The organism is Streptomyces sp. NPDC007157 (genome assembly GCF_040634235.1).
Lineage (GTDB): Bacteria > Actinomycetota > Actinomycetes > Streptomycetales > Streptomycetaceae > Streptomyces.
Genome location: NZ_JBEYFE010000003.1, coordinates 1 through 14,393, shown reverse-complemented (window position 1 = coordinate 14,393; position 14,393 = coordinate 1). Strand labels below are relative to the sequence as shown.

The following is a 14,393-nucleotide window of genomic DNA, read 5'->3' as shown; positions in this document are numbered from 1 at the left end:
TAGGTTCTTCGCGGTGACTTTGACGGAGACGCAGGGCCTTGTGTCGATGACCGACGGGGCACAGTTGCGATGGGTGGCGCTGGGGGACACGAGTCGGCGGCCCGCGGTGATCCTGCTTCATGGCGGTCCGGGTCTGCCCGACTATCTGGGCGATGTCGCCTCCATGATCGGGGACCTCGCGCCTGTGTACCGGTACGACCAGCGTGGCACCGGCCGATCCCCGTGGCAGGGCCGCCATTCCTTGGCCCGGCATGTCGACGATCTTGCCGAGCTGCTCAAGGCATGGGACGTGCCCAAAGCCGTGCTGATCGGCCACTCCTACGGCACCGATCTGGCGAGCCGGTTCTGTCTGAGGCACTCTGACCGGGTGGCCGCAATGCTGCTGATGTGCGGGCCGTTCACCGGTGATTGGCGGACCGGGTACCGGGCGGAACGCAGCCGCCGCATGTCCGCCGCACAGCGGGCGCGGCTCCGGGCATTGGAGGAACTGCCGCAGCGCACGGAGGAGCAGGAAGCCGAGCTGCTCACGCTGGCCTGGTTCACCGACCACGCCGATCCCGACCGCGGATGGCACTGGGCTGCCCAGGGGGCTCGGCAGCGGCGCCCGGTCAACTGGTCCATGAACGGCGAACTCGGCAGGGAAGGACGTGCGGATCCGCTCGACGAGCACGTTGCCGATCTGCGTGCGTGCCTGCCCGTGAGGGCGGAGCTCCTGGGCGGGTCCGCCGATCCCCGTCCTGTGTCGGCGCTCGAATCACTCGCGCTCCGGCTCGCTCGTCCGCTGACCCGGGTAGAGGGTGCGGGGCATGAGCCCTGGTTGGAGCAGCCCGACGCTGTGCGAGCGCACCTTCGGCGATTCGTCAAAGGTGCCGTGGACGCGTAGGGCTTCGACGGTTCACCGGCCGGACTCGTCCCCGCCTGTCGACACCGACCCCGGCATCGCGTTGGCACCGTCGGAGTCTTCGTGCCCGCCTGCCCCGTGCTGTCAGGGCACCGGCCGTCGGGGGCGGGTACCAGCCGCGGCCACCCACCGGAAGAACCGGCCGCGGGAGCACCGGCGGACCGGTGGGGGATTCCACCGGTCCGCCGTGCGGGAAGGCTCCGCGGTGATCAGCAGTACAGGTTGCTGCCGGGGCTGACCCCGAGGATGGAGGTGATGCGGTTGTAGGCGTCGACGCGGCTCTGGACCTGGGCCGGGTTGCGGCCGTCGCACTCGAGGGAGCCGTTGATGGAGCGGATGGTCTGGCCGAAGCCGGCGCCGTTGACCATGGCGTTGTGCGGGGTCATCGTGCCCGGGCCGGTCTGGGTGTTCCAGTACCACAGGCCGGTCTTCCAGGCGACGGCCGCGTCGTTCTGGACCAGCCAGGGGTTGTCGAGGAGGTCGATGCCGAGCGCGTCGCCGGCCGCCTTGTAGTTGAAGTTCCAGCTGAGCTGGATGGGGCCGCGCCCGTAGTAGGCGGCCTGTCCGGCCGGGCAGCCGTAGGACTGGCTCCAGTCGCAGTACGTCGGGTAGTTGGCGGTGTTCTGCTCGACCACGTACACCAGCCCGCCGGTCTCATGACTGACGTTGGCGAGGAAGGCGGCGGCTTCCTGCTTCTTGACGGTGTCGGAGCCGGTGTTCGCGAAGCCCGGGTAGGCCGACAGGGCGGCGGTCAGGCCGCTGTAGCTGTAGAACGAGTTCCGGCTCGGGAAGATCTGGTTGAACTGGGCCTCACTCACCACGAAGCCCGAGGGATTGCCGCCGCCACCGCCGCTCGCGGGGGCGCTCCACTTCTGGTTCGCGCCGCCCGAGCAGGTCCAGATCTGCAGCCGGGTGCCGTTGGCCGAGTTGTTGCCGGTCACGTCCAGGCACTTGTTGGCCTGTGGGTTGACGATGTCGTGGGCCGAGCTGACGGCCCACTGCTGGGCGGCGGAGCCGTTGCAGTCGTAGAGCTGGACCGTCGTGCCGTCCGCGGTGCCGCCACTGGTGACGTCCAGACACTTGCCGAGCGCGCGCAGAGTGCCGTCGCCGTTGTTGGACCAGCTCTGGGCACCGGTGCCGTTGCAGTCGTAGAGCTGGACGGCGGTGCCGTTGGCGCTGTTCGCGCCGGCCACGTCGACGCACTTGCCGGCCAGCCCGGTGATCTGGCCGGTCGCCGCCTGGGCCGGGGCGACGGTGAACAGGGCGGACAGGACGGCGGCGAGGACGACGGCCAGCGTCAGCCGGCCGAAGGCGCCGCGCCCGCGGAGGCGGGACATGAGGAGAGGAAGGCGCATGGAGAGCTGCTCCTGACGTGAAACGAGGGGGTGAGAGCGCGTGACCGGCCTGCGGGGGCAGACGTCTCAGCCGAGGACCTGCTGGGTCACGACGATGTGTCCGGCGTCGGGGTCGAGGACGCCGCCGAGCCGGCTGAACGCGCCGTCGGTCAGATCAAGGCACTTGGGCTCCTGCGGAGTCTGGACGAACGTGCCGCGGTCGTTGACCCGTACGGTCAGGGACCGGCCGTTGGCGACGTTGGTGACCTGGACGCGCGTACCGAAGGGCAGTTGGGGCTGGCGGGAGAGGGAGGTGGCGACCGTGTCGGCGTTGTTGTCGAAGACCTCGCCGCTGGCGGTCAGGGCGCCGGGCGGTTGGGGGCCGTAGTGCGTGGCCCAGCATTGTTCGCCGCCCTGTTCCGCGGGAGCGTTCCACTTCTGGTTGTCGGCGCCGGTGCAGGTCCAGATCTGAATCCGCGCACCGTTCGCGGAGGAGCGGTCGGTGACGTCGAGGCACTTGTTCGCCGCGGGGTTGACGATGTCGTGGGCGGCGGTGACGGTCCATTGCTGGTTGGCGGCGCCGGTGCAGGACCACAGCTGGACCTTGGCGCCGTCAGCGGTGGAGTTGGCGGTGACGTCGAGGCATTTGCCCAGGGCGCGCAGGGTGTTGTCGGCGCCTGGGGTCCACTGCTGGGCGCTGGTGCCGTTGCAGTCGTAGAGCTGCACCGGGGTGCCGTCGGCAGAGTTGGCGCCGGCGACGTCGAGGCACTTGCCGGCGAGGCCCGTGACCGTGCCGGTCGCCGCGGCCGCCGGTGCCGCGGTCAACGGACTGATCGACAAGGCCAGCAGGGCTATGAGAGGAGTTCCGCGTAACGCGGTGGTGAGGAAGGAAGAGTGAGCAGCCATGGGGGGTGAGGAAGCCTTTCCGAGGTGGCACGTTGGTGTGGCGGACACCGACAGGACGCACGCCAGGAAGACCTGACATCGGGAAAGCTAAAGGTCTATACCAAGTCCGTCAAGATGTGAACATGACATGCGCGATGCCGCACTGCCGCGGCATCGGAGGTCTCGTCGGTTCTGCCTTCGGCGAGGTCCAAACCGGCGCTCGTAGCGTCGGCCCGGCTGGCGGAGTCGTCGGCCTGTGGGCCAGTGATCGCGTGCGCCGTTGGGGGAGTGGCACCTGCGGACAGCATCTCCTCAGTGCTGCGTGAGGAGGCATGTGATGGCCAGTGAGTTCCAGCGGAACAAGCTTCGGGCGATGTTCGACGCGTTCGACGCCGACGGCAACGGTTACCTGGAGGAGGAGGATTTCGCGGCGCTCGCGGTCCGTTGGGGCCGGCTGCCGCGTGTGAGGGCGGAGTCGGAGCTGGCGGTGCGGGTGGAGAACGTGATGAGAGGGTGGTGGCAGCAGCTGTCGGCCGCTGTCGACGCGGACGGGGACGGCCGGATCGACATGGATGATCTCCTTGCCATGGTCGACCTGTTGCCTTCCGTCCCGGAGGCTGTCACCGCCACGGCCGACACCGTCTTCGACGCGGTGGACGAGAACGGCGACGGGCGGATCAGCCGCGGCGAACACAAGCGCTTGATCGACACATGGCACGGACAGGCCATCGAGACCGGGGAGGTGTTCGACCGCCTCGACCAGGACGGCGACGGCTACCTCAGCCGCCCGGAGTTCGCCGCCCTGTGGACCCAGTTCTGGACCAGTGACGACCCCAGCGAACCCGGCAACCTGATGTGCGGTGAACCGCCCCAGGTTTGGTAGACGTCCTTGGCGACTCTGATCGAACAGGCCGGTAGTCGACTCCTGGCGGACGCCGAGGCCTGTTCGGGGCCAAGGCCTGTTCGGGGCCGGCGACGAAGCTCTCGCCGGCACGGAAGGGAGAGTAGATCGCACGGGCCCGGGACATCACCCTCCCGCGCCTCGGACGGGAGGCGGGTCCGTGACACCGCCCCCCGTCGCGGTGGACCTCTTCAACCATCCAGGTGTGGAACTCCAGTCGCGGGGCAGACGGAGGTTCGCTCGGCGCGGTCCCGCGTCGAAGAGTGGCGCACGACGCCACCTGTGCAACCTGTGCCTCGCGGTGGCGCCGACGCGCCCGCGAGCCGAGCTTGGGGGAGTGGGAATCGTCATGATTCTTCCGGCGGAGAAGGAACTGCGTGCCGCACTGGCCCGGTTCGCCGACGCGCGCATCGAGCACGACGTTCGCCCCAGCGGCCGCACCAGCCGCCTGCTGGAGGACGCCACGTACACGCTGTGCGTGATGACCGGAGCGACCGACGCGGAGCAGGCCCTGCACGCGGCGGACACCCTGTTGCAGGGCTACCGCTCCGGCCAGGGGGGAAGCGCCCGCGAGGACGAGACCCTGGCCGCGTAGGCACGACCCCTCCAACTCCGCCGCCCCGCCGAAGGCCTACCGCTTCGGGTGAGCAGACCGCAGGAGCGTGGCCATGAGCGTGCCGGCCAGCCACTCCTCGTACGTGTCGGCCGACCAGCCCCGCCCCGCTGTGAGCTGCGTGTACAGCTGCGGCCCGGCCAGCGCCCAGAGGCCGTCCGCAAGGTGCGCCGGATCCGCTTCCGGCCCACCGCGCGTTCCGGTTCCGTGCTGCCGTGCTGCCGTGCTTCCGCACGACGTCCCGGGCCGCGCAGGATCGGGCGGGTTCCTCCTGGACGGCGGTCCCTTCCAGCGGAGTTTCCGTCGGATCGTCAGGAGCGCGACCACATAGCCGGCGATCGGCGCGGCCCACCGGGAGCACGTCGCCTCGCCCGGCCCACTCGGCGCTAGGCTGATCCAGGAGGTGCCAAGTGGCCCAGGCTGAGCGGAAGTTGGACGAGGTCCCGGAATCCACGACCGTTGTGGTGATCGGCGCGGGCCCGGCCGGGCTGACCGTCGCCAGTCTGCTGCGCAGATGCGGCGTCGACAGCATCGTCCTGGAGCGCCGTAGCCGCCAGCACGTGGCACAGCGGCAGCGGGCCGGCATCGTGGAGAGCCGCGCGGTGCGGATGTTCGCGTCCTGGGGGCTGGCCGACCTGGTGCTGGGCGGCCCACCCCACGACGGCATCCTGGAGTTCCGGGTGGACGGCAAGAGCCACCTCGTCGACGACAGCGACGGATCCGAGGGCCCCGGGGCGCGTCTGTGCCCCCAGCAGGTCCTGGTCCAAAAGCTCACCGCCACCCACCTCGCCGACGGCGGCGAGGTGCGCTACGAGACGGCCGACATCACCCTCCACGATCTGACCGGCGACCGCCCCACCGTCAGCTACCGCTCCGCCGACGGCACCGTGCACACGATCACCTGCGCCTTCGTCGCCGGCTGCGACGGCGAGCACGGCGTCACCCGCGCCGCCGTCCCCGACGGCCACCTCACCGCCCACACCTTCGACCACGGCATCGGCTGGCTCACCGTCCTGGCCGACGCCCCGCCCCCGGCCCACCCGCTGCTCGCCGTCAGCCCGCACGGCTTCGCCGCACACTTCCCCCGCGGACCGCACAGCAGCCGCTACTACCTCCAGTGCCCGCCCGACGACCACCCGGGCGCCTGGCCCGACAGCCGCGTCTGGGACGCGCTGCGCACCCGGCTCGCCGACCCCGCCCTGACCGCGGGCCCGATCACCGACCGCGAGACCTTCCGGCTGCGCAGCCTCGTCCACGACCCCATGCAGTACGGCCGCCTGTACCTCGTCGGGGACGCCGCCCACATCGTGTCCCCCATGGGCGGAAAAGGCATGAACCTCGCCCTGTACGACGCCGATCTCCTCGCCCGCGCCGTCCGCGACCACGTCCAGCACCACGACGACACCGGCCTGCGCACCTACTCCGAGCGCTGCCTGCGGCGCGTGTGGAGCGACCAGGAGTTCTCCCACTGGCTGACCCGCACGGTCCACGACGCCGGCGACGACACCCACTGCGGCCCCTTCCTGCGCAACCTGGCCCGCGCCCGCCTCGACCGCCTCTTCACCTCCCAGACCGCCGCACAGGCCTTCGCGGAACTCATGACCGGCCTCGACCCGGCCCAGGACCACCCCGCGGCCACGGGCCGCTGACCACGACGGGAACGCACGGACGGCGAAGCGCCGACGAGGCGGGAGATCCTCGGCTGCCCAGCAGGTCTCTCGGCTAGGCTTGCCGCCGGTCGCCCGACTGGGGCTGCAGCGAGGCCGGGAGAGAAACTTCGTGGTGAAGGTCCTGATCGCCGGGGGAGCCGGTTACATCGGCAGCACGGTCGCCTCGGCCTGCCTGGACGCAGGCATCACCCCCGTGATCCTCGACAGCCTGGTTCGGGGCCGCCGCGAGTTCACCGAGGGCCGCACCTTCTACGAGGGCGACATCGCGGACGGGGCACTGGTCGAACGGATCTTCTCGGAGCACCCGGACATCTCCGCGGTGGTGCACTGCGCGGCACTGATCGTGGTGCCCGAGTCCGTCGCGGACCCGATCGGCTACTACGAGGCCAACGTGGCCAAGAGCCTGGCCTTCGTCGGCCACCTGCACCGCAACGGCTGTGACCGCATCGTCTTCAGCAGCTCGGCTTCCATCTATCAGGCCGAGGACGGCTCGCCCGTCGACGAGGACTCGCCGCTGGCGCCGCAGAGTCCCTACGCACGGACCAAGGCCGTCTGCGAGGAGATGTTCGCCGACATCGCCGTGGCGGGGCCGCGCGTGTTGTCTCTGCGCTACTTCAACCCGGTCGGGGCCGACCCGGAACTGCGGACCGGGCTCCAACTCAAGCGGCCGAGTCATGCCCTGGGCGTGCTCATCACGGCGCATGAGGAAGGCCGTCCGTTCCCGGTCACGGGGACGGACTACCCGACACGCGACGGCTCGGGCATCCGGGACTACGTGCACGTCTGGGACCTCGCCGCGGCACACATCGCGGCGATCGAGCGTTTCGACTCCATCCTCGTGGGGTCGAGGCGCTCGATCGCGATCAACCTGGGCACCGGCTCGGGAACCACGGTTCGGGAACTGTGCGCCGCGTTCAACGACGTCGTCAGTACGCCCCTGGTAACCATCGACACCGACCGGCGGCCCGGTGACGTCGCCGGGAGCTACACGAAGAGCGACCGGGCGGCCGAGCTGCTGGGGTGGACACCGAAGCTGTCCCTGGAGGACGGCATCCGGTCCGCCCTGGACTGGATGCCGGTGCGCGACGAACTGCTGAAGGACTGAAGGCTGACGCAGGGGGCGAGCGTTGACGCATGGGCTGCCCCCTCTCCGGTGAACGGGCCGGAGGGGACGCCGAGTTCGTCCCTGCCGAGCAAGCCGACGCGGCCGTAGCGGGGGTCCGTCTTCGACGGCTGCCTCTCGTCGCCGGCAGGCGAAGATCTTGCAAGTGGCGTTTCGAAGCGATGTCCATTCATGCTCGTGGGGAGGACATGCGCCATCTTGAACCGCCGGGGCGACCACACCCTGCGCGTCTCCTCGGAGAACCCCGCCCCGAACGCCGAACTCGTCGCAGGCTCCGGCTACATGCCCTTCCGGCAAGGACGGCAGGACCGGCTGGAAGAACGCCACCACCGTTCCCCGCTCGGCACAGCGCGACCAGCCTCGGTCCCGGTCACGCCTGGGGGACACCGCACGACCTCCCTGGGGCGGCGGCACAAAAGGTCCGTACCGGTTGCGTCAAGGGTTGCAGAAACGGGCCTACTTGGGACCGTCTGTGCGGTCGGAAACTGAATGCGGTGGGCGCATGGTGCGCGGGGCCGGCGCCGAGACCAGCACCGTGTCGTAGGCAAGGCCGCAACCCGATTGCTTTCAGCTTCAGTTGTTGACGGCGGACACCGATGGGTCTACAACCCGAGGGAGCGCTCTCCCATCTGCTGTTGCTCCATCCCCACGCACGCCGCCCCGGCTTGAGGAGACTCCGCATGCAGAGTTCCGCCAGCGCACCCACCCGCAGACCACCGGCCGGCGCCGCAGGCCCACGCCTGGCTCTCGGCCTGGTCGTCGTCCTGGTCGCCGCCTTCTTCGCGGTCGTCGCACCGTCGCCCGCGCACGCCGCCGACCAGTTGCTGTCCCAGGGCAAGCCGGCCACCGCCTCCTCGACCGAGAACGGGTCCTTCCCCGCGAGCGCGGCGGTCGACGGCAACACCGGCACCCGCTGGTCCTCGGCCTTCGCCGACCCGCAATGGCTACGGGTCGACCTCGGGTCCGTCCAGCAACTCAGCCGCGTCACCCTGAACTGGGAGGCCGCCTACGCGACCGCCTTCCAGATCCAGACCTCCACCGACGCCACCACCTGGACCACCGTCTACTCCACCACCACCGCCACCGGCGGAACCCAGAACCTCGCCATCACCGGCAGCGGCCGCTACGTCCGCGTCTACGGCACCGCGCGGGGCACCCCCTACGGATACTCCCTGTGGGAGTTCCAGGTCTACGGCCCCGGCAGCACCACCCCGCCGGACGACTTCTGGGGCAGCACCAGCGACATACCCGCGGCGAACAACGCCGTCGAGGTGAAGATCCTGAATCGCACCAACGGCAAGTACCCCGACAGCCAGGTGTACTGGAGCTTCAACGGCCAGGTGCACTCCATCGCCGAACAGCCCTACCTCGACATGCCGGCCAACTCCGCGGGCCGCATGTACTTCTACCTGGGCTCGCCCAACAGCTCGTACTACGACTTCATCGAGTTCACGGTCGGCAACAACGTCTTCAACGGCAACACCACCCGGGTCGACGCCTTCGGCCTGAAGCTGGCCATGCGCCTGCACACCAAGGACGGTTACGACGCCGAGGTCGGCGAGAACCGGCAGACCTTCGCCGAGGACCGCGCCACCACCTTCCAGCGCTTCACCGACGCGGTGCCCAGCCAGTTCAAGGTGCTGGCCCAGACCCAGGCCCCTTACCGGATCATCGCGCCCGGCAGCGACCCGAGCTTCCGCGCGGGCGGCGCCAACGCGAACTACTTCACCTCGTACGCCCAGTCGGTGGGCGTGAACGCGGCCACCTCCGACATCTTCGGCTGCGCCGCCTCCCTGGCAGCCAACCCGAACATGTGCGCCGCCCTCAACCGCCACGTCGCCACCCTGCCGGCCTCCCAGCAGTCCGACCCCACCCAGTTCTACACGGCGGCACCGGCGAACTACTACGCCAAGTTCTGGCACGACAACGCCATCAACCACCTCGCCTACGGCTTCCCCTACGACGACGTGGCGGGCCAGTCCTCCTTCGTCTCCCACGCCAACCCGCAGTGGCTCCTGGTCGCCGTCGGCTGGTAACCGATCCGGTGGCGCGGACGCCGAACCCCCACTGATCCCCCGACCGGTGGGCCCTGCCGGGTCACACCCGACCCGGCCGGACCCGCCGGCTGCGGAGTTCGAGACCCCGAACAACGGCACCGTCCGCGGGGCTCCTGGCCGACGAAGGGGTGAGTGGGGGAAGCCATGCACGGTAGCGACGGCCGTGGGCGTGGCCGCCCGCCCGCCGGCCGCCGCCCGCCGGCAGGCCTCCACGGCGAGCCAGGGCGGGTGAACTCACCCGTTGCGCAGCCTCGTCCACGTGTTCGGGCCGATGATGCCGTCGGCGGCCAGGCCGCGACTGGTCTGGAATGACTTGGCGGCACTGGTGGTGAGGGGACCGAAGGCGCCGTCGACTCCCCTCGGGCCCACGTAGAAGCCCCAGAGCTGGAGCAGGCACTGGGCCTCGCGCACCGTGTCCCCGGCGGCGCCCTCCCGGATCGTGGGCGGCGTGAGCCGGTTGTCGAAGCCGCAGAAGGCGGGATCGTCCACTGCTGAGGCGCCTGCGGCACGGACCGGGGCAGTGGCGGCGGGCGGCGTCCGCGCGGGAGCGGGAGCCGCGGCGGCGACAGCGGCCGCGGCGGCCAGCACGAGGGCGGCGACAGAGGTTGTGAGACCTCGTGTGATCTGCATGATGCTCCTTCGGTGGTGACCGGCACCGGGTCGAGTGGCCGAGCGGCCCTCAACGGAACCGCCCCGAACGTGTGCACACCAAGAGTGACTGATCGATCACGTAGCGCTACAGGGCGTAAGGGGTGGCGCGCGGAGCAGAGCGACGCCGACAGGCGGCCACCCCCCTGCGGGTGTGGACCCAGCTCACCCGGGCGTGATCCCGAAACAGGGTGCGTACGCCGTCACTCCAGGCGTGGCCTCTTCGGCGAGGCCGCGCCCCTCTTCCACACGGCCGGTACGAGGATTCACTCTTTCGCCCGCATCTCGATGAACTCGCACGCCAGGATGTGGCCGGAGGCGCTGATGCGGAAGTGCGGCCAGCATCTCGGTGAAGGGCCGAGACCCCGGATCTCGAACGGGTTGACCGACCCCGCGTGACCAATGTGGCCGGAAGGCTCACGAAGTCTGTGAAGTCCTCCCGTAGGTACCGCGAGTCGGACGGCTTCAGCCGGATCTGCTGACGGCTGTCGGCCCACCAGATCTCGATATCGGCAGTCGTGCCTTCCAGCGGCCAGTCCTCGCTCCGATCGGGATCGCCGGCCGGGCGACGTACGAGTGCCACCGGCAGGTCGAGGTCGCGTGGGGTCAGCTGCCGCATGGCGAGGGGGTGTCCGGTCGGTGCCGGGCACCCCCTCACCGGGTCAGCGCGTCACCGTACGACGACCTGGGCGTCGCCCGTGACGCCGCCGGAGGTCACCGAGACGGTGACCGTGCCGGGGCGGTGGGCGGTCACGGCTCCGGTGGACGGGTCCACCGAGGCGATCTTCGGGTCCGCCGAGGACCACACGTGTGAGGCGGGGTCCGCGATCGGAATCGTGAGCGGTGCGATGTTGTCCCCGGCCACCTGGTCGCCGGTCGCGGTCAGGGTGACGTGGTCTCCCTTGGCGATCGGGTCCTCGGGGCCCTGGACGGTGATCGAGGCCAGCGCGGGCTCGACGGTGTACTGGAGGTCGCCGTCGTCACCGATCCGGATCAGCCCGAAGTGGTAGAAGCCGCCCTGGTCCGCGGGTGCGTACGCGGGCATCCCGAGGTCGGCGAAGGTGAACTGCGGGATGCCGCCCTTCTCCGCGGTGGTGCTGTGGCCCTCGGGGTCGAGGATCTGCTCGGCGAAGCCGCGGGCGTGACCGTACATCATGATCACGTGCTGCTTCGGGTGCGTCTGCTGGTAGCGCTGCACCAGCCGCAGATACATGCGTGCCTCCCAGCGGTCCGTGAACTGGCTGTTCGCGGCCGGGTGCGGGTCGTAGGCGGGCATGTGCGTGACGACCAGGACGTCCTTGGCGGTGGTGTCGGTCAACTGCTGGACCAGCCACGGGTACTGGGCGCCCTCGGGGTCCTGGAAGGGGTCCGAGGACTGGAGGCTGCCGTGCGAGTTGTCGGTGACGATGAGCCGCGCCGCGCCCTCGCTGTAGGCGTAGTGGGTGTCGCCGAAGGTGTCGCTGTAGTTGCCGTTCTCGGCGTCGGCGCCCTGGGTGATCTCGTGGTTGCCGACGATGTCCCGCCCGGGAACACCGAGGGCGTCCATCTTGGACTTGGCGAACTGGAGGTCGGCGAGTTTGCCGTCGTCGGACATGTCGCCGAGGAACTGGGCGCCGTCCGGCCGGGCCTGCGGGGTGAGCGTGGGCAGCCGCCCGGCGATGGAGTCCATCACGTTGCCGCTGACCGACTTCGGGTCGGAGGCGAGCAGGTGGGCGTCGTCACCGGTGAGCAGGGTGCTGCCGTGCCGGGCGAAGTCCGCCGAGTCCTCCTCGTACGAGAGCCACTTGGGGTTGTTCGGCACGGCGTGGTACTCGGGCACGGTCACCGGCCGCGGGGAGTACAGCGCCTGCAGACCGGCCACGTCGAGTGAGCCGCTGTAGGCGGTGCTCGGGCTGATGGCCAGGAAGTCGACGAAGCTGATGGTCAGCGGGAACTGCATGCCGGCCGGCAGCTGCGCGATGGCGAGGTGCCAGTCCTTCCAGGTGACGTAGGTCGGATACAGCGTGGTCGCCGAGCCGTTGACGCCGAGGTAGCGTTCGGCCAGCTCGATGCCGTTGCCGTCGCCCTTGATCCACATGCCGATGGCGGTCGGTACATGGCCGCCCGCGGTATCGGTCTTGAGGGTGACGTTCGGGGTGAGGACGAGTTGCTTCACGCCGGAGCCGGCCGGCATCGAGTAGTCGAGCTTCAGCGATCCGGACTCGGTGGAGCCGGGCGGTACGACCCCGGCGTCGGCGGTCAGCGTGGCCGGCTTGCCGGTCGTGTTGTTGCTGAGGCGCCAGTGGTCGAGGCTGTTCATCGGGTCGATGACCTTGCTGACGCTGCCGACCGCGATCGACGTGGTGCCGGTGGCACCCGCGACGCTCGCGGTCACCTCGGCGAGCCCGCCGTCGTCGGCGCTCGCGGTGAACAGGCCGTGGGCGTCCACGCCGCCGAGGTTCGCCGGGTCCGTCTTCCAGGTGGCCGCCTCTGCGGGGATCCGCACCTGGTCGCCGTCCTGGTCGGTGGCGGACAGGGCCAGCTGCTGGGTGGCGCCGTTGTCGAGGTCGGCCTGGTCCGGGGAGACGGTGAGGGACTTCAGCCTGCTGACGACCTCCAGCTTCTCGGAGGTGGACGCCTTGCCGTTCCAGGCGACGATCCGGCCGGTACCGGAGCGGTGCGGGGTGAGCCTGCCGTCCTCGTAGGTGGCCAGGCCCGCGGGCTCGACGCGCACATGGGTCTCGCCGTCCGCCGGGTTGGCGAACCGGTCGACGGAGTGCACCGGCAGCGGGATGGAGCCGCCGGTGACGGTGGTGACCGTCTCCCCGTCGTTCACGACCACCTTGGTGGCGGCACCCGGCTTCTTGGCCGTCGAGTAGAAGAAGATGCCGTTGGCGACCGGGCGTTCGGTGTTGCCGGGCAGGTCGGAGGGCGTGTTGACGACCTCGGCCCGGTCGGCGCCGGGGGCCCGGCTGACCATGCCGGTGGAGCCGCCGCCGTCGAAGAGCATTCCGGTGTACGCGCCGTGCGCGACCAGGTAGCCCGCGGCCTGCTCCGGGGTCACGCCGAAGGCGGTGTCGGAGCCGCCGTGGCCGTCGACGGCGACGACGATCGCGTGGCTGCCGTCCTTGGTGATGCCGACGGCGGTCTCCGGGTTGGCGCCGCTCGGCGGGGTGCCGGTCGGGTCGTGGTAGACCTTGCCGTCCTTGACGAGGGTGTCGACGCCGCTGATCAGCTGGATGACATCGTTATCGGGGGACAGCCGGGTGGCGATCTGGACGGTGTCGCCGGCGTGCAGGGTGTCGGTGAGCCACTCTCCGCCGTCGCCGGCGCCCAGCAGGCCGGTCTCGTCCGCGGCCAGGCGCGGCACGGTGGTGAGGCCGGTCAGCACCCGGTCGACGACGAAGCCGCCGTCGGTGCTGTGCCCGGTCACCAGCGTGGACGCCTTGGTCAGGCCCGGGGTCTCGCCGAGGTCGGAGGTGACCTCCGTGATGCCTCCGCCGGCCACGTCGTTGACGGTGTTCACCGAGGTGAGCGCACGGGTCGCGGTCCCGGCGGTGAGGGTGCCGGAGAAGGTCTCGGGCCCCATGACCAGGGTGCCGTCGGACTTGACGCCGAGCTGGGAGGCGAAGCCCGCCTTGGGGCTCTTCAGGAGCCGGCCGTCGGTCATCACGCCGCCGACGGGACGTCCGTTGCCGTGGATCTCGAAGTAGTCGCCGTTGACACCCGCCACCGCGTGGGTGCGGTGGGCCATCGAAGACGGTGTCTCGTCCGCCGGGTTGGTGAGGGTGTCGCCGGCCTCGACCATGCCCACCCGCAGATTCGGGTCGGTCAGGTCGGCCTGGAGCACCTGGATGTGCTGACGGCCGCCGACGGTGTCGTAGGTCTCGCTGTAGTGCTTCAGGCCGCGGGTGACGGTCTCGGACGCGGTACGGGTCCGGTCCACCACCAGCGGCCAGTTCTCCGGGGTCTCCGGGAGCCAGTTGCGCGGTGCGGAGTGGCCGTGGCCGTCCGTGGCCGTGGCGGCGTCGGAACCGGAGGCGGTGCCCGCCGCGGTCACGGCGCCGATGAGCGCCAGAGTCACCGCGGCCACGGCCGTGCGGCGCGCGCCCGCGGTGGCGGGTCTCTTCTCGCGAAGTGTCATGTGGGTTCTGTCCTTGCGGTCGTGGGGGGGGGGGGGGGGCGGGGGCCCCCCCCCCCCCCCCCCCCCCCGGGCCGCCCGCGCGACGCAGGGGGCGGGGGTGGTGTGTGGCAGCGGGGGGGAGAGGGGGCGGCAGGCGCC

10 protein-coding genes are annotated in these 14,393 nt (G+C 70.5%); 6 read left to right on the top strand and 4 right to left on the bottom strand.

Features of this window, described 5'->3' with window-relative positions:
• The first annotated feature begins 13 nt into the window (after positions 1–13).
• On the top strand, positions 14–883 hold the full coding sequence (locus ABZ642_RS05760) for an alpha/beta hydrolase (RefSeq protein ID WP_360477673.1): 870 nt from the start codon (positions 14–16) through the stop codon (positions 881–883).
• A gap of 227 nt (positions 884–1,110) precedes the next feature.
• Here the strand turns inward: ABZ642_RS05760 and ABZ642_RS05755 are convergent, their stop codons facing one another.
• Complete coding sequence (locus tag ABZ642_RS05755) at positions 1,111–2,238, bottom strand: glycoside hydrolase family 19 protein (RefSeq protein WP_360478869.1); 1,128 nt, start codon at positions 2,236–2,238, stop codon at positions 1,111–1,113.
• Positions 2,239–2,322: 84 nt separating this feature from the next.
• The gene (locus ABZ642_RS05750) at positions 2,323–3,141 is read right to left on the bottom strand and encodes a ricin-type beta-trefoil lectin domain protein (RefSeq protein ID WP_360477670.1); all 819 of its coding nucleotides are present in this window, start codon (positions 3,139–3,141) and stop codon (positions 2,323–2,325) included.
• A 301-nt stretch (positions 3,142–3,442) separates the two neighbouring features.
• Here ABZ642_RS05750 and ABZ642_RS05745 point away from each other — a divergent pair, with 301 nt between their 5' ends.
• The 5 genes from ABZ642_RS05745 (at position 3,443) to ABZ642_RS05725 (ending at position 9,463) form a co-directional block, all read left to right on the top strand.
• Entirely contained in the window at positions 3,443–4,003 is a 561-nt protein-coding gene (locus ABZ642_RS05745) for an EF-hand domain-containing protein (protein ID WP_360477667.1), read from the top strand.
• Between the two features lie 367 nt (positions 4,004–4,370).
• Positions 4,371–4,616 (top strand): DUF5133 domain-containing protein, encoded by a 246-nt coding sequence (locus ABZ642_RS05740; protein WP_360477664.1) that lies wholly within the window; start codon positions 4,371–4,373, stop codon positions 4,614–4,616.
• 428 nt (positions 4,617–5,044) lie between these two features.
• Positions 5,045–6,283, top strand: a complete 1,239-nt coding sequence (locus ABZ642_RS05735) for a 4-hydroxybenzoate 3-monooxygenase (protein WP_360477661.1) — start codon at positions 5,045–5,047, stop codon at positions 6,281–6,283.
• 130 nt (positions 6,284–6,413) lie between these two features.
• Positions 6,414–7,409, top strand: a complete 996-nt coding sequence (gene galE, locus ABZ642_RS05730; protein ID WP_360477658.1) for a UDP-glucose 4-epimerase GalE — start codon at positions 6,414–6,416, stop codon at positions 7,407–7,409.
• Positions 7,410–8,107: 698 nt separating this feature from the next.
• Positions 8,108–9,463 carry a beta-1,3-glucanase family protein gene (locus ABZ642_RS05725; protein WP_360477655.1) on the top strand — a complete coding sequence of 452 codons (1,356 nt, stop codon included), beginning with the start codon at positions 8,108–8,110 and terminating at the stop codon, positions 9,461–9,463.
• Positions 9,464–9,718: 255 nt separating this feature from the next.
• Here the strand turns inward: ABZ642_RS05725 and ABZ642_RS05720 are convergent, their stop codons facing one another.
• Complete coding sequence (locus ABZ642_RS05720; protein ID WP_360477652.1) at positions 9,719–10,114, bottom strand: peptidoglycan-binding domain-containing protein; 396 nt, start codon at positions 10,112–10,114, stop codon at positions 9,719–9,721.
• A 688-nt stretch (positions 10,115–10,802) separates the two neighbouring features.
• Positions 10,803–14,255 carry a phosphodiester glycosidase family protein gene (locus tag ABZ642_RS05715; protein ID WP_360477649.1) on the bottom strand — a complete coding sequence of 1,151 codons (3,453 nt, stop codon included), beginning with the start codon at positions 14,253–14,255 and terminating at the stop codon, positions 10,803–10,805.
• Between the last annotated feature and the right edge of the window lie 138 nt (positions 14,256–14,393).

What these genes read in the sequence shown, in the direction of transcription:
- ABZ642_RS05725 (WP_360477655.1), top strand. Translation starts at nt 8,108, where the DNA reads ATGCAGAGTTCCGCCAGCGCACCCACCCGCAGACCACCGGCCGGCGCC.
- ABZ642_RS05720 (WP_360477652.1), bottom strand. Translation starts at nt 10,114, where the DNA reads ATGCAGATCACACGAGGTCTCACAACCTCTGTCGCCGCCCTCGTGCTG.
- ABZ642_RS05755 (WP_360478869.1), bottom strand. Translation starts at nt 2,238, where the DNA reads ATGTCCCGCCTCCGCGGGCGCGGCGCCTTCGGCCGGCTGACGCTGGCC.
- ABZ642_RS05750 (WP_360477670.1), bottom strand. Translation starts at nt 3,141, where the DNA reads ATGGCTGCTCACTCTTCCTTCCTCACCACCGCGTTACGCGGAACTCCT.
- ABZ642_RS05715 (WP_360477649.1), bottom strand. Translation starts at nt 14,255, where the DNA reads ATGACACTTCGCGAGAAGAGACCCGCCACCGCGGGCGCGCGCCGCACG.
- ABZ642_RS05740 (WP_360477664.1), top strand. Translation starts at nt 4,371, where the DNA reads ATGATTCTTCCGGCGGAGAAGGAACTGCGTGCCGCACTGGCCCGGTTC.